Raw genomic sequence first — 19,941 nt, 5'->3', positions numbered from 1 at the left:
TTCTCACTATCGCTGGCCGTCTTCGAAGCACATTCCATGAACCGTATCGTCCCGATGATCCTTGCCGTCGCTCTCTTCATGGAGCAGATGGATTCGACCGTGATTTCCACGTCGCTGCCGGCCATCGCCCGCGACATCGGCGTCGGGCCGATCACGCTCAAGCTGGCGCTGACCGCCTATATGGTGTCGCTTGCGATCTTCATTCCGCTTAGCGGCTGGATGGCGGACCGCTTCGGCGCCAAGAAGATTTTCCGCGCGGCGATCCTCGTCTTCATCGCCGGTTCCATTTTCTGCGCCATCTCCAACAGCCTTGTCGCCTTCGTTTTCTCGCGCTTCCTGCAGGGCATGGGCGGGGCGATGATGACGCCGGTCGCCCGCCTGGTGCTGGTGCGCGGCACGCCGCGCAGCGAACTCGTCTCGGCCATGGCGCTTTTGACGATCCCGGCTCTGGTCGGGCCGCTCGCCGGACCGCCGCTCGGCGGCTTCATCACCACCTATTTCTCCTGGCACTGGATCTTCCTGATCAACGTGCCTGTCGGCATCGCCGGCTACATCCTCTCGGGCATCTATCTGCCCAAAATGGAGCCGCGCGATCCTCCACCGGTCGACGCTCTCGGTTTCCTGCTCGGCGGCATCGCCGCCTCCGGCATCGTCTTCGGCCTGTCGGTGATCAGCCTGCCGGCCCTACCGCCGATCGTCGGTATCGCTTCGGTGGTCGTCGGCGCGGTCGCGACCCTGCTCTACATCCGTCACGCCCGGCGCCATCCGGCACCGGTTCTCGACCTCAACCTCTTCAAGGACAGCGCCTTTCGCGCCGCCTCGATCGGCGGCACGATCTTTCGCATCTCGGTCGGCGCGGTGCCTTTCCTGATGCCCTTGATGCTGCAGGTGGGCTTCGGGCTCAACCCGTTCCAGTCCGGCCTCATCACCTTCATCGGCGCAGTCGGAGCCATCACCACCAAGTTCTACGCGCGGCGCGTGCTTGCCTTCGCCGGCTTCCGTAGGACATTGATCCTCGCCGCAATCCTCGCCGCGATCACCACCTTCGCCAATGGCTTCTTCACGCCGGCGACGCCCTATCTGGTGATGATCACCATCCTGCTGATTGCAGGCTTCGCCCGTTCCTTCTTCTTTACCAGCGTCAACGCGCTTTCCTTCGCCGATATCGACGATGCGGACGCCAGCAAGGCGACCTCGATGAGTGCGGTGCTGCAGCAGATCAGCCTGGCGCTCGGCGTCGCCGTTGCCGGCGCGATCCTGGAAATCGAGACGAAACTCAGCGGCGGCCCGCTGCAGCTCGACGATTTCCACACCGCCTTCATGATCATCGCCGGCGCCAACCTGATCGCGGCGATCCCGTTCCTGACCATGGCGAAGAACGCCGGCGCCTCGGTTTCCGGGCACCGGCTACCAGTGCGCGAAGTCGAGTCGGCCGCCGGGAAGTAAGGATATTTCAGGGAAACGCGCGGCGATTTTCCGTCCGAAAGGACGGCGCCAACAGCGAGAGCTATTCAGGGCGCTCGCACACGGCGGCGAGCTTGTTGCCGTCGAGATCGCGAACCCAGGTGCCGTAGAAGTTCGCGTGGAACGGGCGAAGCCCCGGTGCGCCCTCATCGATACCGCCATTGGCAAGGGCTGCCGCGTGGAAGGCATCGACGGCTGAGCGCGTCTTGGCGTCAAGCGCGATGCTCACGCCGTTGCCATAGGTGGCGGGCGCGCGATTGAAGGGCGTCACCACCCAGAAGCGGATGCGGTCGCCCGCAGCACCGTAACCGATCTCGGTCTCGTCCTGCCGTTGGCGGTGATAGCCGAGCGCCGGCAACACCGCGTCATAGAACGCGCCGGCGCGTTCCAGATCGTTTGTGCCGACGGTCACGTAGAGCAGCATGCTATTCCGCCGCCTCGTCTTCGGTTTCCGTTTCGTTTCCGGCCTTCTGGCGCCCCTTGAAGCCCTTGGCGAGCAGGAACATTTCGACCGATTCGGACCGCGACGATGCCGGCTTCACATGGATGACCTGGCGGAAATTCTGCTTGAGCATATTGAGCAGTTCGCGCTCCGTGCCGCCCTGGAAGGTCTTCGCCAGGAAATGCCCACCTTCGGCAAGCACGTCGACGGCGAAATAGGCCGCGACTTCGCAGAGATGCATGGTGCGCAGGTGGTCGGTCTGGCGGTGTCCGGTCGTCGGTGCCGCCATGTCCGAAATCACCAGATCCGGCGTACCGCCGATCGCTTCCTTGAGCTTTTCCGGCGCTTCAGGGTCGAGGAAGTCCATCTGCAGAATACGCACGCCCGGGATCGGGTCCACTTCGAGGAAGTCGATCGCCGCAACGCGGGGATCGGCATCGGTCGAATTGGTGACCTTGGCGGCGATCTGCGTCCAGCTTCCGGGGGCGGCACCGAGGTCGATGATGCGGCGAGCGCCGTTCAGGATCTTGTGCTTCTCGTCGATCTCCAAAAGCTTGAACGCCGCACGGGCGCGATAGCCCTCGAGCTGGGCGCGCTGCACATAGGGATCGTTGATGTGGCGCTCCAGCCAGCGGCGGGAGGATGCCTTGAGCTTGCCCTTCTTGACCTTCTGGCCAAGCTTGCGGCCGCTGCGGTTGCCGCCAACAGGGGGTTTCGTCATGCCTTGTTTCCTTCCTGGCTGCCGGCGTTGGCGCCGCGCTGGTGACGGCGCGGCCGCGAGCGGCGCCAGGCTCCGTCGTCCGCCATCATATCGGTGAGCAGCCCTTCGCGCAGGCCGCGATCGGCGACACGCATGCGCGTCGACGGCCAGCGGCGGCGGATCGCTTCGAGGATCGCACAGCCGGCCAGCACCAGGTCGGCACGATCCGGACCGATGCAGGGATTGGCGGCACGCGCATTGAAATCCCAGGAGAGCAGGCGCGCCTGCATGGCCGAGACTTCGTCATCGGTGAGCCACAGGCCATCGACGCGGCGGCGATCGTAGCGCGGCAGGTCGAGATGCACGCCGGCAAGTGTCGTGACCGTGCCGGATGTGCCGATCAGGTGGAAGCCGCTGCCGGAGGCGCCGTTTGCCAGCGCCTCGACCGGTGGGCTGTCGAAGCGGGAGAGCATGCCCTCCACCTCCTGCACCATTGCCTCGAAGCTTGCCGGCGTCACGTGCTGGCCGCCATGGCGCTCGGAGAGCGTGACGACGCCGACCGGCAGCGAGGTCCAGTGGGTGATGTGATTGGCAAGCCGGTTCGACCTGGAATCGCCGATGCGGATGACGGCGATCTCGGACGAGCCGCCGCCGATATCGAAGAGCACGACCGAACGGGTCTCGCGATCGACGAGCGACGAGCAGCCGGAGACGGCAAGCCGCGCTTCGGTTTCGCGGTTGATGATCTCGAGATCAAGGCCGGTCTCCCGCGCCACCCGCTCAAGGAAGCTTTCGCCGTTTTCGGCGGCGCGCGCGGCTTCCGTCGCGATCAGGCGGCTGCGGCGAATCGTGCGGGCACCGAGCTTCGAGGCGCAGATCTTCAACGCTTCGACCGCGCGCTCCATCGCCTCGTCCGACAATCGGCCGCTGGCGCCGAGCCCCTCGCCCAGGCGAACGATGCGAGAAAAGGCGTCGACCACCCGGAACTGGCCGGGGCGCGTCGGCTGGGCGATCAAAAGCCGGCAATTGTTGGTGCCGAGGTCGAGCGCGGCATAGAGCGGCGCCGGCGGTTCGCTGGCGGCAACATAGGGCGCGCGCGGTTGATCGGCGCGCTGGCCCGGCCGCTGCTGTGACGCCGTCTGCCCGTTGGAGGCGGAGGGCCCCGATCGCGCATTGCCGCTGTCGGCAGCCCTTTGCTGCGCTGGCTGGCGCTCGCCGCTCGTCAGCGGACGACCCTGGAGCCCACGGCGATGCCGCGCCTTCTTGCTGCGCTTGTGGCCCTTGCGCTCGCCGAGCGACGACTCAACGAGTTGCGCGCTGCCGCCCTGCGTCGCGGACGCGACTGCGGCCTGTTGTTTTGCGGATTTCGAACGACGACGCCGTTTGCGCTTGCGCGCCGGTTCCGCCTCGTTCTCTCCTGTGGGACGCCCTGCCATGCCGGCAGTGCCGGGCTGGCTGGCAATTGCAGACGGCGAAGCAGACGACTTGCGTCGTTTCCGCTTGCCCTTGCCGTTGCGCGGACCGAGCTTCGATCCATCACTGCGGCCTGCTGCCGACGCCCCGGATTCGGACGGCTTTTCGCCGTGATCGGGGTCTTTCACTTGTCTCAACCATGGCACCGCGCAAGCCCTAGGGCCGCTCAAGGCGCTCTCTCGATTTTCGTTGGCGCGACTGTACCAGCGCCAGCCCCATTCGCCAAACTGTTTTTGACTGCGCCGCCAAGGGCTAAGCCCGCATACCGCCAACATTGTAGACGGCGATCCCGATCAGCCTCTTTTGTTCGGCACGCTCACCTATGCCGTTCGCCCACAAATGCGCGGCACCACGACGTACCGTCGGCACCGGCAAATCGGTGCAAAAGATCCGGCCGCCACATCGAGATCGCATTTTTTTGCCAAAAGGTATTTGCATTGGTCGCGCTTTTGTTTATAAGCCCGCCACACCGACGCGACGGGCAGCGCCCGCCAGCGACCTTGGGGAATAGGTTAACGGTAGACCAGCGGACTCTGACTCCGTTAGTCCTGGTTCGAATCCAGGTTCCCCAGCCAAACTCTTCCTGCAATTGAACCAAATTTACGGCGAAACGAGTGCCCGCGGCCCAGCGGCATCGCGCCTTGCCGCACGCGATCTTCCGAACTGCTGGCTGCCAAGCTTAGAAAGCCAGGGCGCAGCCGTCCTTGCGCGGGTCCGAGCCCGCCTGCAGCACACCGTTGACCGAATCGATCATAATCGCCTGGCCGCCGCCGTGCGGCATCTCGGCCATCTTGATCTCGTGGCCGAATGCGGCGAGCCCTTTCAGCACGTCCTCGCGGATGCCGCGTTCAGCCTCGAAGCGGCCCATCTGGTGGAAACCGCGGGCGCAGTCGATCGCCTCCTGCACGTTCATGCCGAAATCGACGATGTTGGTCAGCACGTGGCTCTGCCCAACCGGTTGGAAGCCGCCGCCCATCACCCCGAAGGAGAGCCACGGCTTGCCATCCTTCATCGCCATCGCCGGGATGATCGTGTGCAGCGGGCGTTTGCGCGGTCCCACGCAATTGGGGTGCGCAGGATCAACGCGAAAGCCGACACCGCGGTTTTGCAGCAGAACGCCGGTCTTCGGGCTGCTGATGCCCGTGCCGTAAGGCCAGAACAGCGAATTGATGAAGGAACAGGCGTTGCCCTTTTCGTCGACGACGCTGATGTAGACCGTGTCGCGATAGGTGGTGGCACCGGCTGGACCAACCACCGGCATGGCCTTCTTCAGGTCGATGCGGTCGCGCAGCTCGTCGGCAAAGGCGGCCGAAAGCAGCTTTTGTACCGGCACATCGGCAAAGTCGGGGTCGGCGACATACCTGTCACGCGCCTGGAAGGCCAGCCTCGTCGCCTCGGCTTCGATATGGAAACGCTCGACGCCGACCGGATCGTATTTCTTCAGATCGAAGCCGCTCAGGATATTGAGTATCAGCAAGGTGGTAATGCCGACTCCGCTTGGCGGGATTTCCAGAAGTTCTATGCCGCGATAGGTCGTAGAAATCGGATCGACCCAGAAGGCCTCCTGCGTGGCGAAATCGTCGAGCGCGTGCATGCCGCCGAGGCTGCGCAGGTAGCCCACCATGTCCTCGGCGACCCAGCCTGAATAGAAACCATCGCGGCCCTTGGCGGCGATCTCCCGCAGGACTTTCGCGTGCTCGGGCTGGCGGAAGACCTCACCGGTCCGCAGGGCGCGACCGTCCTTCAACCACATGCGGGCGCTGTTGGGGTCCGCCTTCAGCTTGTCTTCGTTGCGGTTCCAATCGACGGCGACCCTTTCGGTGACCGCAAATCCCTCCTCCGCGTGGCGGATGGCGGGCTGCAGCAGTTCACCGAGCGGCATGGAACCGAAACGCCGGTTCAGCTTGCACCAAGCATCGACCGCGCCGGGGATGGTGACGGCGTGCACCGAGGCGAGCGGGATCTCGTTCAGTCCCTGTTTCAGCAGGTGTTCTGCGGTAAGGCCCTCGGGCGCACGGCCCGAACCGTTGAGGCCATAGACCCGACCGCCATCGGCGAGATTGGTGCCGGCGGGGGCGAAGAGAACGAAATTGTCGCCGCCGATGCCGGTCGAGCCCGGCTCGACCACGCATTGCACGGCGCAGGCGGCAATCGCGGCGTCGGCGGCATTGCCGCCGCGACGCAGAATCTCGATGGCGGCGAGCGTGGCAAGGGCGTGCGACGTGGCGGCGGCGCCATGCCGGCCCATGACGACGGAGCGGCCAGGCAGGTGCAGGTCACGCATGGAACGGGAACTCCCGGGAACAAGGACAACTCAGGCTCGCGAGCCTATGCGCCTGCCGGGCGGATGGAAAGGCCGACGTTGAAGCGCCGGAGACTGGTGCGGCGCATGAGGCGATTGGCGGGAGAACACTTCCGGGCTGCCCAAAGCTCCGCAGCAGGCGCATAATAGCTCACTTGCAAGCGATCACAGGCGGAGGACGGCCCATGTTCGATGCTGGCAGAAAGACGGACGCCGAATATGCGATCGAGTATATCCAGGAAAATCCGGAAGCCGGTCTTTGTTGCGAGGATCGGCGCTGGTGGATTACGCCAAACGCGAACGAAACCGATCGGCAGATCCTGTTTCTCGACGCCGCAGAGGCAGAACGGCTGAAGGACGATGCGCGGCTTCAAGTCGTGCCCGACATCGCCCACCCCGGCCGCGCTCTCTGGGTCATGCGGAAGATGACATAGCCGCCCGAGACCGGAATAGGTCGGGCAACGGAAGCGGCCGGTCGCGCTAAAGCAGGCCGCGTCCCGCGAGGTTGCGCATCAGCGCCGCAGCACCGAAATTCCAGGGCGCGCATTCCGTCGAAAGCCTGACGGTGTTGGTCAGCCGGCCGAGTTCGGCATTGGCAATCGTCACCACGTCGCCAAGCTTGTGGGTAAAACCCTGGCCGGGTTCGTCGCGGTCTTCGACAGGGGCAAAGAGCGTGCCCATGAACAGCATGACGCCATCGGGATATTGGTGGTGCGGACCGATGGTCTGGGCGACGAGATCGAGCGGATCGCGGCTGATCTCCGCCATCGAGCTTCGGCCGGTGAGCCGGTAGCCGTCCTCCCCTTCGACAAGCAGGGTGAGCTCGGCCTTGCGGACATCGTCGATCGTGTAGGTTTCGTCGAACAGGCGAATGAAGGGGCCGATGGCGCAGGAGGCATTGTTGTCCTTAGCCTTGCCGAGAAGCAGCGCGGAGCGGCCCTCAATGTCGCGCAGGTTGACGTCGTTGCCGAGTGTTGCGCCCTTGACCTGGCCTCTGGAGCAGACCGCGAGCACGATCTCCGGCTCCGGATTGTTCCAGCGCGAGGCAGGGTGCAGACCGACAGCGGCACCAGGGCCGACCGCCGAGAGCACCTGGGCCTTGGTGAAGACTTCGGCATCCGGGCCGATGCCCACTTCCAGATATTGCGACCAGACGCCCTCCTCCTGGAGCGCTGCCTTGACGCGGGCTGCTTCCGCCGAGCCGGGCTTCAGGTTGCGCAGGCTGTCACCGATGACGGCGGTGACGCGGCTGCGGATCGCTTCGGCGCGGGACGCATCGCCCGCCGCCCTCTCCTCGATGACGCGCTCGATCATCGAGCGCGCGAAGGTGACGCCACAGGCCTTCACTGCCTGCAGGTCCGAGGGCGCGATGAGATGGAGGGTCGATGCATCCGCTTTCCGCGCGAGACACTCTTCAAGCGAGGCAAGCCGCTCGCCGGCTACGGAGCGCACATGCGCGACCGGATTCGGGAGCTCAAGCAGGTCGCGCATCGTCGGCGTTGCCTTCGAGGTGATGTCGAACAGAGCGCCGTCGCGGATCGTGACAAGCGACGGCCCGCCGAGATCGGGACGCCAGACGCGGCCGACAAAAGTGCCCTTGCCAAACGCTGTATCGGTCATGCCGCCCATCCTCCGTGCGCACTCTATTTCTTGCAGCCGAGAAGGGAGATGTAAAGCCGACGGCAGCGCGCAAGCGTCCCTTGGGTTGTAGCGTCCGGAACATTGCATATTTTCACGCGTTTACGGTTATGCCACGCGCCCTCCGGGCGCCCTTGTCGCTTCGCGACGGCGCGAAATCCGCTGCCTACGGCTGCCCGGAAGGTTCAGGAGCAGTCGCCTGAGGCCAGGAGGACGCCAAGAAAAGGATGAACGCAATGAACCAGCACGAAGAGTTCAAGGAAAAGCCGGTGATCGATCCGGTGACAGGGCAGCCTCTGCCGCAGACGCAAGCGCAGATGAGCGATGTGCCTCCGGCCCGGTCGGGGCGCAGCAACTGGCCGATCGTCATCATCCTGCTCGCCGGTCTGGTGTTGGCGCTGATCGCCTGGCTGCCGGCTGAACTGAGCCGGGATACCGCCGATACCGCGGCACCGCCGCCGACTACGGACCAGCCGGCAACGGGTCAGGCAACTCCGGACACGACGGCACCGGGTACCGCGACACCAGGCACGACGGGTCGGGTTACTCCGCCGGCCGATAGCAGCACGGCGCCCTCTGGTGAAACGACGACCCAGCCGGCGCCCGAAGCGACGCCGCAGCAAGGCACCCCGACGCCCGAAACGCAGGGTTCGACCCCGAACTCGACGCCGGGCACAACTCCCGGCATGACCCAGCCGGCACAGTAACGGCTGACCGACGGCCTTGGCTGGAGGGCTCACCCTCCGGCCATTGACGCTTTAAGACAAGCGCTCAGTTCGGCCGCTCAGTTCGGCTTGATCGATGCCGCGACCATGGCGTCCCAGCCGGCGGCGGCGCAGTCGGCGATCGCCAGCAAGGTTTCCCGTGTTGCCCCGTCGCGGGCTTCGATCGACATTCCATGCTGGAGCGAGGCGACATAGGCCGCGATTGCCGCGCACGGCGTGCCCTCAGGCAGATCGCCGTCCGCAACGCCGCGCTCAAGCCGCCGCTCCAGTGCGACCTGCTTCTCAAGCCGGCGCGCCTTCAACGCCTCACAGACCTTCGCATCCCCGCCCGCCATCTGCGGCGCCGAAAGCACGACCATGCAGCCGCGCGGCTCCGCGCCGCGGGTGAAATTGTCAGCGGTCCGTCTCAAGAGGTCATGGACCGCCGCCTTGGCCGTTGGGGCCGTTTCCAGCTCATCCCAGATGCCGGCGCCGTCCGTCCGGCCATAGAGATCGACGGCCTCGATGAAGAGCTGTGCCTTGCTGCCGAAGGCGGCGTAGAGGCTCGGCGGTTTCAGCCCCATCGCCTGGGTCAGATCGGTTAGCGACGTGTTGTCGTAGCCCTTGTCCCAGAAGAGCCGCATGGCGCTCGCGAGCGCCTCCTCTCGGGAAAAATTGCGTGGACGGCCACGGCTCGACATCGGAACGGCTCCTTTCTGTATCGATCAATACATAAATCGCTTGACAGCGACTGGCAAGTCGTCTCTCCATATATGTATCGATCACTACAGATATGGAGAGACCAGTGACGAGCTTAAAAAACAAGGTGGCTCTGGTGACGGGCGGCAGTCGCGGCATCGGCGCGGCGATCGCAAAACGTCTGGCGGATGAAGGCGCAACCGTCGCGGTGACCTACAGCCAGTCCAAGGCAAAGGCTGAGGCACTGGTGGCGGAGATCACCAAGGGCGGCGGCAGGGCGCTGGCGATTCTGGCGGACAACCGCGATCCGGGCGCGGTCGAGGCTGCTGTCGGCGCGGTTGCCGAGAAGCACGGCCGCATCGACATCCTCGTCAACAATGCCGGCGTGTTCGATGCCGGAACAGTGACGGAGGTGACTGCCGAGGATTTCGACCGGACGATCGACGTCAATGTGAAGGCGGTGTTCCTTGCAACGCGTGCTGCAGCGGCGCACATGCCCGAGGGCGGACGCGTCATCTCGATCGGCAGCAACCTTGCCGCCCGCGTTCCGTGGCCGGGGATGAGCCTCTATGTGCTGAGCAAATCCGCGCTCGTCGGCTTTACCAAGGCGGTGGCGCGGGACCTCGGGCCGAGGGGCATTACCGTCAACATCGTCCATCCCGGTTCGACCGATACCGACATGAACCCCGCCGATGGTGAGCACGCCGGTCCGCAGCGCGGGCTGATGGCCATTCCCCGCTTCAACGACGCCACAGACGTGGCGGGTCTCGTCACCTGGCTTGCGGGCCCCGATAGCCGCGGCGTCACCGGCGCCGAATTCACCATCGACGGCGGCACCAACGCCTAGACCGGCTTGTCAAAAGCAAACAAGGCCGGAAGCATTACTCCGGCCTTGTTCAAACATTGCCGGGCAGCCTCCCGCACGTGGCTTATTCTCCTTGAAATGGTGCAATTCCGGGAGAAAACCGCTTCGCACTTTTCCTGGACTTGCTTTAGACGAGGAAACGCTCCGGCCGGTAGGGCGCGATGTCGATGACCGTCTTTTCCCCGGTCATGGCTTCGGCGAGCGCGCGGCCGGTGACTGGCCCGAGCGTCATGCCGTGATGCGCATGGCCGAAGGCAAACCACAGGCCTTCGTGGCGCGGCGCCCTGCCGATAACGGGCATCATATCCGGCGTGCAGGGGCGCGCGCCCATCCACGGCTCTTCGTCGCGACGTTCGGCAAGCGGGAAGAATTCGCGCGCCACCCGTTCGGCGCGGGTCAATTGTACCGGCGTCTTCGGCGCATCGCGCCAGGCGAATTCGGCGCCGGTCGTCAGACGGATGCCGCGCAGCATCGGCGCCAGGAAATAGCCTTTCTCGGCATCAAGCACCCAGTTGTTGAGCTGCGCGCCCTCCTGCATGCCATAGTGCATGTGGTAGCCGCGCTTGACCGCGAGCGGGATATGGTAGCCGAGCTTGCGAGTGACCGTGTCGGCCCAAGGACCGAGCGCCACGACGACTTCGCGGGTCTCGAGCGGGCCCTCCGGTGTCGCGACGCGCCAACCGGGACCTTCGAGGATATGTTCAGTCGTGGCTGCGTCGCCGGAAACGAGGCGCCCGCCCAGCGATTGGAAATAGGCGAGATAAGCCTTGTTGAGACTGTGCGGGTCGCGGATCGACCAGGGATCGCTCCAGCGCAGACCGCCGACGAGATCAGCCTTGATGGACGGTTCGATCGTCTTCAGTTCGCTTGAAGACAGTTTCTGGTGATTGACGCCGAAGCCAGCCGAAAGCTTCTCCGCCTCCTTGTAGGCCGAATCGCGCTGCTTCTCGGTGCGGAAAACCTTCATCCAGCCGTCTTTACGGATGAGTTCGCCCGCGCCTGACGCCGCGATCAGGTCCTGGTGTTCGCTGATCGAATGCTCGATCAGCGGCGCATAGAGATGGGCGATGCGTTGGTGCTGGGTAAAGCCCGAATGCCACCAGTACCGCGCCAGGAACGGCACCAGCCCCGGCAAGGCCCGGAAATGATAGGACGCGTCGATCGTGTTGTTCAGCGCGTAACGGAAGAGCGCGCCGAAATCATGCGGGAAGCCATAGGGAAACACACCCTCGCGCTGGATCAGCCCCGCATTGCCGTAGGAGGTTTCCTCGCCGGCGCCGCGACGGTCGAGAAGCACCACCGACTTGCCGCGCCGCGCCAGATGGATGGCGGTGGAGATACCGACGATGCCGGCGCCGAGAACCACTACGTCAGTCTTCATTTGCAGCTGCCCCGTTTTCCGATCAAGATAAGCTGCGGCTTTGCTCGAGCCACGGCGCCAACGTCATTTCTTCTTCAGCGAGCGGCTGGAGAGGATGATCTGCTCGACGAGCAGTTCTAGCGATTTCATGATCTTCGGTATCCTCAAGGCAAAAGCGGCGGTATCGGCATCAATAGCCAAGCGGGCCTGCAAGGGCAAGCAAGGCGAGCCGACGGAGCGGACCTGCGGATGCAAGAAGGGCGACGTTGCCGCCGCCCATGTCCAACTACCTTGCGTTTGCGACCGCTCCCGTCAGCCTCGACGCACCAGGCCCGCGACCAGCGAAATCACCAGGAAGACGAGGAAGAGGAAGAAAAGGACCTGCGCGATACCCGCCGAGGTACCCGCAACGCCACCGAAACCAAGTACACCCGCTATGATTGCCACAACGAGGAAGACAAGCGCATAGTATAACATCGCAATTCTCCTTGCCAGGATTACTGCAAAGCAAACGCCACAACTATCACTTTGTTCCAAATATCTTATGAAATGCGCTCTGAGAAAATCTTCATTCCCACGGACATTAACAATTCATTTACCATGATAGACAAAAGAGTCCCAAATCGAGACGGTTTGTACCGCAAATGCCCGGAACATTCGAGATACTCTGACGTTCCTCCTCCATGGAATATCCAGGGTCGAAATGAAGATGCCGATAGCACATATCTGGAAAACGGCCGTTGCAGCGGGTCGGGAGAGAAAAGAGCTCCAGGCTGGCAATCTTCACATCGGTAAGACGATGCGCGATCTTTACGTCAATAGCAGCGAAGATCAGAGTGCGAAACTCGAACATCTTCTTGAAGAACTTCGCCGGCGCGAACGGATGGCACAGAAGAAATAACCAAGCTTCCGCAAGACAATTGAAAAGCCGCCGCGGCCAGGGCCGGGCGGTTTTTCTTATGTCATCGCCTGTCTTCTTCTGTTTGCAACTTTACGCGCCTCTGGTTGCCGAGCTTGTGTCGACCCTTTTCCTAGCGCCGTGACATCCACTCGTCGATCTGACGCTCCGCCTCGTCGCGTGCGACCCCGTAGCGGGCCTGAATACGCCCCGCAAGCTCCTGCCGACGACCATCGATAACGTCGAGATCATCGTTGGTGAGCTTGCCCCATTGCGCCTGCACCTTGCCTTTCAGTTCATGCCATTTGCCTTCGACGATATCCCAATTCATTGCTTTGCCTTTCGGTTGGTGGGGCCGCCACAAGGACGGCGAGTGAACTCAGTTGCGGGTCTTCGCATTGCTGTCGTGGCGTGCGGCGACGGCGTAACTGCCGTCATCGACCTGCACCTTGACCTGCAAGCGGCCCGCAGGAGTGACGTGCCATTCGATGGTCGCGTCCTCGACAAACAGAGCCGGATCAACCTCGGCGCAGGCGCCATAGGCGTGGTTGAAGGCCCCGGCGGCCGCCTCGATCGCCGGCGAAAGCAGTTCGCGGCATTCGTCTACGGTTTCGAACGCCTCGGTCGGCGCCGGCACCTCGCGGCAGGCGTCCGTGGCCTGCATGCAGCCGACCAGGACCATGATGGCAGCTATGTGTTCCATGGGCATGCTCCCCAACGTCAAACTTGAGAACGGCAAACGGGGACGACTGCCCTCCTGTTCCACCGGACGAGATCTAATTTTTGTTGGAACCTTTGCCCACGTAGCGCGTTCGCCGCGCCCATGCCTCGCGCTTCAGATGCGCATGGATGCCGTCCCGGCAACCGTCGCTGCCGGCGAGAGATGCTATGCCCGACCGGCGGCTATGGAACAAAACGCAGCAGTCGTCGTTTTCGCAACGATAACAAGTGCTGCGACTGCGGCCGAGCGATGGAGGAGATGCTGGGAGGCAAGGACACACCACACGTAGCTCGCCCATTGCGAGCAAGTCAAAGCTGGCCAATGACGCGGCACCGGGTGCGACAGATGCCTCATTGTCGTCATTCTGTTCGTCATCAGTCCCGACAAATCAATTTCGAGTACCCGATTCTATGTTCAACAGAGCAACCGGATAGGAACGCGTCATGAAGAAGATACTGATCGTAGCAAGCCTCATTCTCCCGCTGGCCGCCTGCACGCAAACAGAAAAGGGTGCGGCAATCGGCGCAACCGGTGGTGCCATTGTTGGCGGCGCAGCAACGGGCAATGTCAGAGGTGCTGCCGTGGGCGCAGCGATCGGCGGCGTTGCCGGTGCACTCATCGGGAATGCCAACGAACCGGGTCGCTGCATCTATCGCGACCGCTACGGCCGCCGCTATGAGGCCGCCTGCTGATCGGCACGAACAATGGAGAAACGGGCCTTGGCCCGTTTCTTCCGTTAAGGCGGGTTAGGCTCAAGGCCCGCGCTCAGCCGCCGCCGCTTCCGCTTTTTCCAGCTTTTCAAGCAGATCGACGAAGAGGTCAGGAACCGGCTCCTGTTCCAACGCTTGATAGAGCGCCTTCAATCTGGCGCCGATCGGCCCGTGGGCATCCGAATTTTCCGCGGCCACACCCGGTCCTCCGCCCTGCCCTTCCCGTCTTTCGGTCCCGTCGTCCATGTTCTGAATCTACCGCCGCTTGCGGCCTTCCCGTTGTTTTCCACCCATCCGCACAGAAGACCGCCTGGCGAGTGTGCCGGATTTGCTCTAGGCCGAAAAACGTGTTCAAAACCATTCACGTATTCCGCCAGATGTCCCCTATCCTCAGAAAACAAACGAATCGTATTGCACCTAAGGAAGTCGTTGATGTCCCTTTCGACCCGGATCGCGCCACACCTGCCCTTCCTGCGCCGCTACGCCCGCGCCGTCACAGGTTCGCAGGCCGCGGGTGACGGATATGTGGCCGCCGTTCTCGAAGCCCTCATCGAGGACATCGGCCTCTTCCCGGATACGTCGAACGATCGAATCAGCCTCTACAAACTATTCTGCTCGCAGTTCGAGAAGATTTCGATCGATCTGACGGAAAACGCCTCGCCCTTTGCCTGGGAACAACAGGCGGCCGCGAACCTGTCGCTGATCGCGCCTGCGCCGCGCCAAGCCTTCCTGCTCGTCTCGGTCGAAGGCTTCTCGATCGCCGATGCGGCGGAGATCATGGGTCTGAGCCAGGGCGAATTTTCGAAGCTCTTGACGGTTGCCTCGGAAGACATCTCACGCCAGGTCGCAACCGATGTGCTGATCATCGAGGACGAGCCGCTGATCGCGCTCGACATCGAAGACATGGTGACAAGCCTCGGCCACAGGGTCACGGGCATCGCCCGCACCCATACGGAGGCGCTGGATCTCTATCGCAAGACATCCCCGAGGATGGTGCTCGCCGACATCCAGCTCGCCGATGGCAGCTCGGGCATCGATGCCGTCAACGAAATCCTCACGCAGGCGACGGTGCCGGTGATCTTCATCACCGCCTTCCCCGAGCGACTGCTCACTGGCAAGCGGCCGGAACCGGCCTTCCTCGTGACCAAGCCGTTCAATCCGGACATGGTGAAGGCTCTAATCAGCCAGGCGTTGTTCTTCGACGAGCACGCCCGCTCGGCTCGGCGCTGATCTTTCCCCTTCAGCCAGGCAGTTGCCGTTCCGGCGGCTGCTCACGGATTTCTTCGACGATTGCAAGGACGATGAGAGAAAGCGGCAGCGCCAGCATGGCGCCGACCGCGCCCCACATCCAGGTCCAGAAGACGATCGCAATGAACACCAGAAACGGATTCACCTCGAGTTCACTGCCGAGGATGGCCGGAATGGCGAGATTTTCCATGGCCAGGTGAACGACGAAGAAAGCCACGGCCGGCGCCAGCGCCAGCCACAGCACCTCGTGCGTCATCAGCCCGCCGACGACAAGGCTCAGCGTCATCACCGTCACGCCGAGATAGGGAATGAAGCTTGAGACAAAAGCAAACAGGCCCCAGAGCGGCGGCATGGCGAGGCCACCGACGAGTGCGATGACCATCGTCACAGTTCCGAGTGCCAGATAGATCAGGCTGGCGATGGAGAAGTACCGCGCCAGTGCATCTTCAATGGCATTCATGATGCGGATGGCGCTGAGGCGCTGCTCGCGGCCGGCAAAGGCGAGAATGATGGCTTTGCGCAGTTCCAGCCGGCCAAGCAGAAACAAACCGAGCGCTGCGAGAAAGATCAAAGTCTGTACGAGGGCCGGTGTCAGTCCCCCGACGGTGGCAGCGAGCATCGGGCCGGCGTTCTTCATAACGGTATCGGCAATCGCATCGTTCCCTACGCTCCGCGCGACCGCCAGCCGCAACCACTCAAACCGGTCGACAAAGGGCATGATGCGCGCCACGACGCCCTCGGCAAGCTTCGGCGCTTCGGAGGCGAGTGCCGTCAGCGGGCCGAGCAATGCGTTGACGAGGAAGGACAGACCGATCACGAAAATCATCGCCAGCAGCAGGCCGCCGAAGATCGGCGGCAAACCATAGCGCGCCAGTGCGTCAGCCGTGCGCCCGAGAACGATACCGACAACGATCGCGAGCGTGATGGGCAGCAGGATCGTCTCCATGGTGTAGATGGCAGCGGACCCGGCAATGACGAAGAGGCCGACGATGCTCCAGGCAACCATCAGATCGATACCGTCACGCCGCGGCGCGGTCGACGGCGCCGCCGTCGCAACGGCCGCCTCCTCTTCGACAATGCGTCTTGCGCGCTTGTACTCGTGTGAAGCACCGGCTCGCCGCAAGGTTTCCAAGATCACGCCTCGCTGTCCTTCAGGCACGGACGCGCGACTGGCGTCCGGTCTTGCGGGCAGGACATCGAACTGCCCCGCCGCAGGCTTCGCCTCAGATTGCGGCACGCCGCCTGGATCGCGCTCGATCAATGACGTTCCGGTGGAAAGATATGCAGGGTCAGCGAGAGCAGACCGAGGCCGAGAATGATGACGAGCAAGGTGTTAGCGACACCCGCAGCGGTGTCCGGAATGAGACCGAAAGCGATCAGGACGCCCGCGAAAAGAAGGACACAGACCCGTGGTAGCCAATAGAGCATAGACAGTCCTCCCAAAGGTTGGCCCGGTTTTTTGGCCAGATTCTTGGTTCGGACGATAACGTGCGGGCTCGCCGATTGGTTCCCTGCGCGACCCAAGCGGCGCCACGAAAAACGCCGCCGGACAGGAGGTCCGACGGCGCTGTAAGCGTGATGCGGAAAAGTCCGTGCCGCAGGGCTTAGGCGGCAGCGACGACGATGACCTCGACGAGGTATTCCGGGGTCGCAAGCTTGGCTTCGCCGGTAGCGCGCGCGGGGGTATGGCCCTGCGGAGCCCAGGCATCCCAGACGGAGTTCATCTTCGGGAAATCGGCCATGTCGGCAAGCCAGATGGTGGCCGAGAGGATGCGGGTCTTGTCGGTGCCGGCGAGCGCCAGAAGACGGTCGACTTCGGCAAGCGCCTGCTTCGTCTGCGTCACGACATCGTCACCGGCGTTGCCGACCTGGCCGGCGAGGTAAACGGTGTTGTTGTAGACCACGGCCTGGCTCATACGGGGGCCGGTTTCGAAACGCTTGATTTCCATGATCGTGTTCCTGAGGTTGGGCCGAACGGTCGTCCGGCCGAAAAGCGGCTGCCCGCCGCCCAGAGGCGAGAAGTGAAGGCGGCGCGACACCTCTACACCATCGTGTCTTGAAGTCAAAGAAGCCGGGCAGTGGCTGCCCGGCTTCTCTTGTTTCCTCGGCGAAAATCAGCGGTGATGGATCAGGCCGCCTGCTTCTTCTTCGCCAATCGTGCCTTGATGCTCTCCACGTCCGCACGCGGCGTCGCGGCAAACAGCGTCCTGGTATAGCTGTGTTTCGGATCGGCGAAGACCTCGTCACGGCTGCCATATTCGACGGCTTCGCCGAAATACATCACCATGACGTCGTCGGCGATGTAACGCACGACCGAGAGGTCATGGCTGATGAAGACGTAGGTCAGCTTGAGCTCGTCCTGCAGATCGGCGAGCAGGTTCAAGACCTGTGCCTGAACCGAAAGGTCGAGCGCCGATACCGGCTCGTCGAGCACCAGCAGCTTCGGGTTCAACATCAGCGCGCGCGCAATGGCGATACGCTGGCGCTGGCCACCGGAGAACATGTGCGGGTAGCGGTTGAAGTGCAGGTCGGTGAGACCGACCTTCTTCAACATCGTCATCGCCCGATCGCGACGCTCGTCGGCGGGCGTATCGGTATTGATGACCAGCGGCTCCATCAGGATGTCGCCGATCTTCTGACGCGGGTTGAGCGAGCCGTAAGGGTTCTGGAAGACGATCTGCACCTTGCGGCGCATCTCCGGCGTCATGTCGCCCTTGGCGATGTCGATCTTCTTGCCTTCGATCAACAGCTCGCCCGAGGTCGCCGGGTCGATCAGAGTGAGGATGCGGCCAAGCGTGGACTTGCCGCAACCACTCTCGCCGACGATCGCCAGCGTCTTGCCCTGTTCGACGCTGAAGCTCACGCCCTTCAAGGCATGAACGGTCTTTGCCTTCTTTATAAGGCCGCCGGGGATATGGTAGTCGCGCACCAGGTTGCGCGCTTCGAGGATCACGCTCATTGGGCCGCTCCTTCATCGACGAAGAGTTCGGAGATCGTCGGCAGACGATCGCCGGTCGCATTGTCCGGCAGAGCCGCCAGAAGTGCGCGGGTATAGTTGCTCTTCGGATTTTCGAAGAGCGTCAGCACGTCGGCCTCTTCCATCTTGCGACCCTTGTACTGAACGACCACCCGGTCGGCGGTCTCCGCGACCACGCCCATGTTGTGCGTGATCATGATCAGGCCCATCTTGTGCTCGGCCTGCAGCTTCATCAGCAGGTCGAGGATCTGCTTCTGGATCGTCACGTCGAGCGCAGTGGTCGGCTCGTCGGCGATCAGAAGCTTCGGGTTGCAGGCGATCGCGATCGCGATCATCACACGCTGGCACTGGCCGCCTGACATCTGATGCGGGAAGTGACCGAGCCGCTCGGCCGGATCGGGAATGCCGACCGCCTCGAACAGTTCGATCGCGCGCTTGCGGCGGGCGGCCTTGTCGAGACCCATGTGGATGCGCAGCACTTCCTCGATCTGGAAGCCGACGGTGAAGCACGGGTTGAGGCTGGCGATCGGCTCCTGGAAGATCATGGCAATATCCTTGCCGACGATCTTGCGTCGCTCGTTCGCCGACATGCCCAAGAGGTCGCGGCCGTTGAAGGTGAGCTTGTCGGCCGTGACCTTCGCCGTCCAGGGCAGAAGCCCCATGGCCGCCAGCATCGACACGGACTTGCCCGAGCCGCTCTCGCCGACGATCGCCAGAACCTCGCGTTCGTGGACCTTCATGGAGACGCCGTTGACGGCGCGGAAGGGACCGGCGGCCGTCTGGAATTCGACGACCAGGTTTTCGATTTCGAGAAGCGCCATGATCAGGACCTCTTCAGCTTGGGATCGAGAGCATCGCGCAGGCCGTCACCCATCAGGTTGATTGCCAGCACCGTAATCAGGATCGCGATACCCGGAAGCGTGACCACCCACCAGTGGCTGCTGATGAACTCGCGGGCTTCGGCGAGCATCGTGCCCCATTCCGGTGTCGGCGGCTGGGCGCCCATGCCGAGGAAGCCGAGGGCCGCAGCGTCGAGAATGGCGCTCGAGAAGGAGAGCGTCGCCTGGACGATCAGCGGCGCCATGCAGTTGGGCAGGATCGTCTTGAACATCAGGCGGCCATGTCCGGCGCCGGCGACCTTGGCGGCAACCACATAGTCACGGGTCTTTTCGCTCATGACGGCGGCGCGCGTCAGGCGCACGAAGTGCGGCTGGAAGACGAGCGCGATCGCGATCATGGCGTTGACGAGGCCCGGGCCGAGAACCGCGACAAGCACGAGGGCGAGCAGCAGCGACGGGAAGGCGAGGATGATGTCCATCACGCGCATGATGACGGTATCGACCCAGCCGCGGAAGTAGCCGGCGATGACGCCGAGAGCGATGCCCCCAACCAGCGACAGCGTCGTCACGATGACGCCGACGAACAGCGAGAAGCGCGTGCCGTAGATCAGACGGGACAGCATGTCGCGGCCGACGGCGTCGGTACCGAGCAGGTAGCCGGCGCGGCCGCCCTCCTGCCAGACCGGCGGAACCAGAACCGCATCACGGTACTGCGCCACCGGATCATGGGGCGCGATCCACGGCGCAAAGACCGCCAGCAGAACGAGGAGCAGGAAGAACACGAGGCCGATGACGGCGCCGCGGTTCTCGGAGAAATAATACCAGAACTCGGCCAGTCGCGCCCGGCGGGACGGATCGGTCGAAACGGCGCTTGTTGCAGCAGCTTGAGACATGACGCCCT

The 19,941-nt window shown here is 63.4% G+C and carries 24 protein-coding genes and 1 tRNA gene; 8 read left to right on the top strand and 17 right to left on the bottom strand.

Annotated elements, in window-relative coordinates:
* Positions 1-36: 36 nt before the first annotated feature.
* Complete coding sequence (locus BLU35_RS01845; protein ID WP_093231995.1) at positions 37-1,446, top strand: DHA2 family efflux MFS transporter permease subunit; 1,410 nt, start codon at positions 37-39, stop codon at positions 1,444-1,446.
* 61 nt (positions 1,447-1,507) lie between these two features.
* On the opposite strand, the gene BLU35_RS01840 is transcribed toward BLU35_RS01845, so the two are convergent.
* From BLU35_RS01840 to BLU35_RS01830, 3 genes are read right to left on the bottom strand one after another with little or no spacing between them, the layout of a single operon-like run.
* The gene (locus BLU35_RS01840) at positions 1,508-1,888 is read right to left on the bottom strand and encodes a VOC family protein (RefSeq protein WP_093231994.1); all 381 of its coding nucleotides are present in this window, start codon (positions 1,886-1,888) and stop codon (positions 1,508-1,510) included.
* Between the two features lies 1 nt (position 1,889).
* Positions 1,890-2,627 (bottom strand): RlmE family RNA methyltransferase, encoded by a 738-nt coding sequence (locus BLU35_RS01835; RefSeq protein ID WP_093231993.1) that lies wholly within the window; start codon positions 2,625-2,627, stop codon positions 1,890-1,892.
* Positions 2,624-4,207 (bottom strand): Ppx/GppA phosphatase family protein, encoded by a 1,584-nt coding sequence (locus BLU35_RS01830; protein WP_093231992.1) that lies wholly within the window; start codon positions 4,205-4,207, stop codon positions 2,624-2,626. The genes BLU35_RS01835 and BLU35_RS01830 overlap by 4 nt, the downstream gene beginning before the upstream one ends.
* A 373-nt stretch (positions 4,208-4,580) precedes the next feature.
* On the opposite strand from BLU35_RS01830, the gene BLU35_RS01825 reads away from it, so the two are divergent.
* Positions 4,581-4,654, top strand: a tRNA-Gln gene (locus tag BLU35_RS01825).
* Between the two features lie 104 nt (positions 4,655-4,758).
* Here BLU35_RS01825 and ggt read toward each other — a convergent pair.
* A complete protein-coding gene (ggt, locus tag BLU35_RS01820; RefSeq protein ID WP_093231991.1) occupies positions 4,759-6,363 on the bottom strand; it encodes a gamma-glutamyltransferase in 1,605 nt (534 codons plus the stop codon).
* Positions 6,364-6,566: 203 nt separating this feature from the next.
* Between ggt and BLU35_RS01815 the strand changes: the two genes are divergently transcribed.
* Positions 6,567-6,815: a hypothetical protein gene (locus BLU35_RS01815; protein ID WP_057250937.1), complete on the top strand. Its 249-nt coding sequence runs from the start codon at positions 6,567-6,569 to the stop codon at positions 6,813-6,815.
* Positions 6,816-6,861: 46 nt separating this feature from the next.
* On the opposite strand, the gene BLU35_RS01810 is transcribed toward BLU35_RS01815, so the two are convergent.
* A complete protein-coding gene (locus BLU35_RS01810) occupies positions 6,862-8,001 on the bottom strand; it encodes a fumarylacetoacetate hydrolase family protein (RefSeq protein WP_093231990.1) in 1,140 nt (379 codons plus the stop codon).
* A 254-nt stretch (positions 8,002-8,255) separates the two neighbouring features.
* Here BLU35_RS01810 and BLU35_RS01805 point away from each other — a divergent pair, with 254 nt between their 5' ends.
* On the top strand, positions 8,256-8,726 hold the full coding sequence (locus tag BLU35_RS01805) for a hypothetical protein (RefSeq protein WP_057251687.1): 471 nt from the start codon (positions 8,256-8,258) through the stop codon (positions 8,724-8,726).
* 77 nt (positions 8,727-8,803) lie between these two features.
* Here the strand turns inward: BLU35_RS01805 and BLU35_RS01800 are convergent, their stop codons facing one another.
* Positions 8,804-9,424 carry a TetR/AcrR family transcriptional regulator gene (locus tag BLU35_RS01800; RefSeq protein WP_093231989.1) on the bottom strand — a complete coding sequence of 207 codons (621 nt, stop codon included), beginning with the start codon at positions 9,422-9,424 and terminating at the stop codon, positions 8,804-8,806.
* A 92-nt stretch (positions 9,425-9,516) separates the two neighbouring features.
* Here BLU35_RS01800 and BLU35_RS01795 point away from each other — a divergent pair, with 92 nt between their 5' ends.
* The gene (locus BLU35_RS01795; RefSeq protein WP_058320465.1) at positions 9,517-10,269 is read left to right on the top strand and encodes an SDR family NAD(P)-dependent oxidoreductase; all 753 of its coding nucleotides are present in this window, start codon (positions 9,517-9,519) and stop codon (positions 10,267-10,269) included.
* A gap of 145 nt (positions 10,270-10,414) precedes the next feature.
* Here the strand turns inward: BLU35_RS01795 and BLU35_RS01790 are convergent, their stop codons facing one another.
* Both BLU35_RS01790 and BLU35_RS01785 read right to left on the bottom strand, forming a co-directional pair.
* The gene (locus BLU35_RS01790) at positions 10,415-11,668 is read right to left on the bottom strand and encodes an NAD(P)/FAD-dependent oxidoreductase (protein WP_093231988.1); all 1,254 of its coding nucleotides are present in this window, start codon (positions 11,666-11,668) and stop codon (positions 10,415-10,417) included.
* A gap of 291 nt (positions 11,669-11,959) precedes the next feature.
* Positions 11,960-12,124 carry a DUF1328 domain-containing protein gene (locus tag BLU35_RS01785; RefSeq protein WP_065372751.1) on the bottom strand — a complete coding sequence of 55 codons (165 nt, stop codon included), beginning with the start codon at positions 12,122-12,124 and terminating at the stop codon, positions 11,960-11,962.
* Between the two features lie 226 nt (positions 12,125-12,350).
* On the opposite strand from BLU35_RS01785, the gene BLU35_RS01780 reads away from it, so the two are divergent.
* A complete protein-coding gene (locus tag BLU35_RS01780) occupies positions 12,351-12,548 on the top strand; it encodes a hypothetical protein (protein WP_093231987.1) in 198 nt (65 codons plus the stop codon).
* A gap of 130 nt (positions 12,549-12,678) precedes the next feature.
* Here BLU35_RS01780 and BLU35_RS01775 read toward each other — a convergent pair whose 3' ends face one another.
* Positions 12,679-12,876 (bottom strand): CsbD family protein, encoded by a 198-nt coding sequence (locus BLU35_RS01775; protein WP_057250941.1) that lies wholly within the window; start codon positions 12,874-12,876, stop codon positions 12,679-12,681.
* Between the two features lie 48 nt (positions 12,877-12,924).
* Positions 12,925-13,248 (bottom strand): hypothetical protein, encoded by a 324-nt coding sequence (locus tag BLU35_RS01770; RefSeq protein WP_093231986.1) that lies wholly within the window; start codon positions 13,246-13,248, stop codon positions 12,925-12,927.
* A 461-nt stretch (positions 13,249-13,709) separates the two neighbouring features.
* Between BLU35_RS01770 and BLU35_RS01765 the strand changes: the two genes are divergently transcribed.
* A complete protein-coding gene (locus tag BLU35_RS01765; RefSeq protein WP_034800856.1) occupies positions 13,710-13,958 on the top strand; it encodes a YMGG-like glycine zipper-containing protein in 249 nt (82 codons plus the stop codon).
* A gap of 60 nt (positions 13,959-14,018) precedes the next feature.
* Here the strand turns inward: BLU35_RS01765 and BLU35_RS01760 are convergent, their stop codons facing one another.
* Positions 14,019-14,174, bottom strand: a complete 156-nt coding sequence (locus tag BLU35_RS01760; RefSeq protein ID WP_286161425.1) for a NepR family anti-sigma factor — start codon at positions 14,172-14,174, stop codon at positions 14,019-14,021.
* 234 nt (positions 14,175-14,408) lie between these two features.
* Between BLU35_RS01760 and BLU35_RS01755 the strand changes: the two genes are divergently transcribed.
* Entirely contained in the window at positions 14,409-15,206 is a 798-nt protein-coding gene (locus tag BLU35_RS01755; protein WP_058320468.1) for a response regulator, read from the top strand.
* 10 nt (positions 15,207-15,216) lie between these two features.
* On the opposite strand, the gene BLU35_RS01750 is transcribed toward BLU35_RS01755, so the two are convergent.
* From BLU35_RS01750 to BLU35_RS01725, 6 genes are all read right to left on the bottom strand, one after another.
* Positions 15,217-16,347 (bottom strand): AI-2E family transporter, encoded by a 1,131-nt coding sequence (locus tag BLU35_RS01750; protein ID WP_373419808.1) that lies wholly within the window; start codon positions 16,345-16,347, stop codon positions 15,217-15,219.
* 134 nt (positions 16,348-16,481) lie between these two features.
* Complete coding sequence (locus BLU35_RS35520) at positions 16,482-16,652, bottom strand: hypothetical protein (protein ID WP_093231984.1); 171 nt, start codon at positions 16,650-16,652, stop codon at positions 16,482-16,484.
* A gap of 176 nt (positions 16,653-16,828) precedes the next feature.
* The gene (locus BLU35_RS01740) at positions 16,829-17,173 is read right to left on the bottom strand and encodes a RidA family protein (protein WP_057250950.1); all 345 of its coding nucleotides are present in this window, start codon (positions 17,171-17,173) and stop codon (positions 16,829-16,831) included.
* A 179-nt stretch (positions 17,174-17,352) separates the two neighbouring features.
* Positions 17,353-18,183, bottom strand: a complete 831-nt coding sequence (locus tag BLU35_RS01735) for an ABC transporter ATP-binding protein (RefSeq protein ID WP_057250951.1) — start codon at positions 18,181-18,183, stop codon at positions 17,353-17,355.
* Complete coding sequence (locus BLU35_RS01730; RefSeq protein ID WP_093231983.1) at positions 18,180-19,022, bottom strand: ABC transporter ATP-binding protein; 843 nt, start codon at positions 19,020-19,022, stop codon at positions 18,180-18,182. The genes BLU35_RS01735 and BLU35_RS01730 overlap by 4 nt, the downstream gene beginning before the upstream one ends.
* A 2-nt stretch (positions 19,023-19,024) precedes the next feature.
* Positions 19,025-19,933 carry an ABC transporter permease subunit gene (locus BLU35_RS01725; protein WP_057250954.1) on the bottom strand — a complete coding sequence of 303 codons (909 nt, stop codon included), beginning with the start codon at positions 19,931-19,933 and terminating at the stop codon, positions 19,025-19,027.
* Positions 19,934-19,941 lie beyond the last annotated feature (8 nt).

The sequence above is a fragment of the Sinorhizobium sp. NFACC03 genome, from assembly GCF_900103435.1.
Lineage (GTDB): Bacteria > Pseudomonadota > Alphaproteobacteria > Rhizobiales > Rhizobiaceae > Ensifer.
Note: the sequence above shows the minus strand (reverse complement) of the source record. Positions and strands in the feature narration are given on the sequence as shown.

Excerpts from the sequence above, each read along its gene's own strand:
- BLU35_RS01840 (WP_093231994.1), bottom strand. The coding sequence starts at position 1,888 with ATGCTGCTCTACGTGACCGTCGGCACAAACGATCTGGAACGCGCCGGC.
- ggt (WP_093231991.1), bottom strand. The coding sequence starts at position 6,363 with ATGCGTGACCTGCACCTGCCTGGCCGCTCCGTCGTCATGGGCCGGCAT.
- BLU35_RS01770 (WP_093231986.1), bottom strand. The coding sequence starts at position 13,248 with ATGGAACACATAGCTGCCATCATGGTCCTGGTCGGCTGCATGCAGGCC.
- BLU35_RS01740 (WP_057250950.1), bottom strand. The coding sequence starts at position 17,173 with ATGGAAATCAAGCGTTTCGAAACCGGCCCCCGTATGAGCCAGGCCGTG.
- BLU35_RS01790 (WP_093231988.1), bottom strand. The coding sequence starts at position 11,668 with ATGAAGACTGACGTAGTGGTTCTCGGCGCCGGCATCGTCGGTATCTCC.
- BLU35_RS01815 (WP_057250937.1), top strand. The coding sequence starts at position 6,567 with ATGTTCGATGCTGGCAGAAAGACGGACGCCGAATATGCGATCGAGTAT.
- BLU35_RS01810 (WP_093231990.1), bottom strand. The coding sequence starts at position 8,001 with ATGACCGATACAGCGTTTGGCAAGGGCACTTTTGTCGGCCGCGTCTGG.
- BLU35_RS01725 (WP_057250954.1), bottom strand. The coding sequence starts at position 19,933 with ATGTCTCAAGCTGCTGCAACAAGCGCCGTTTCGACCGATCCGTCCCGC.
- BLU35_RS01775 (WP_057250941.1), bottom strand. The coding sequence starts at position 12,876 with ATGAATTGGGATATCGTCGAAGGCAAATGGCATGAACTGAAAGGCAAG.
- BLU35_RS01795 (WP_058320465.1), top strand. The coding sequence starts at position 9,517 with ATGGAGAGACCAGTGACGAGCTTAAAAAACAAGGTGGCTCTGGTGACG.
- BLU35_RS01785 (WP_065372751.1), bottom strand. The coding sequence starts at position 12,124 with ATGTTATACTATGCGCTTGTCTTCCTCGTTGTGGCAATCATAGCGGGT.
- BLU35_RS35520 (WP_093231984.1), bottom strand. The coding sequence starts at position 16,652 with ATGCTCTATTGGCTACCACGGGTCTGTGTCCTTCTTTTCGCGGGCGTC.
- BLU35_RS01835 (WP_093231993.1), bottom strand. The coding sequence starts at position 2,627 with ATGACGAAACCCCCTGTTGGCGGCAACCGCAGCGGCCGCAAGCTTGGC.
- BLU35_RS01730 (WP_093231983.1), bottom strand. The coding sequence starts at position 19,022 with ATGGCGCTTCTCGAAATCGAAAACCTGGTCGTCGAATTCCAGACGGCC.
- BLU35_RS01735 (WP_057250951.1), bottom strand. The coding sequence starts at position 18,183 with ATGAGCGTGATCCTCGAAGCGCGCAACCTGGTGCGCGACTACCATATC.
- BLU35_RS01805 (WP_057251687.1), top strand. The coding sequence starts at position 8,256 with ATGAACCAGCACGAAGAGTTCAAGGAAAAGCCGGTGATCGATCCGGTG.
- BLU35_RS01765 (WP_034800856.1), top strand. The coding sequence starts at position 13,710 with ATGAAGAAGATACTGATCGTAGCAAGCCTCATTCTCCCGCTGGCCGCC.
- BLU35_RS01755 (WP_058320468.1), top strand. The coding sequence starts at position 14,409 with ATGTCCCTTTCGACCCGGATCGCGCCACACCTGCCCTTCCTGCGCCGC.
- BLU35_RS01845 (WP_093231995.1), top strand. The coding sequence starts at position 37 with ATGAACCGTATCGTCCCGATGATCCTTGCCGTCGCTCTCTTCATGGAG.
- BLU35_RS01780 (WP_093231987.1), top strand. The coding sequence starts at position 12,351 with ATGAAGATGCCGATAGCACATATCTGGAAAACGGCCGTTGCAGCGGGT.
- BLU35_RS01800 (WP_093231989.1), bottom strand. The coding sequence starts at position 9,424 with ATGTCGAGCCGTGGCCGTCCACGCAATTTTTCCCGAGAGGAGGCGCTC.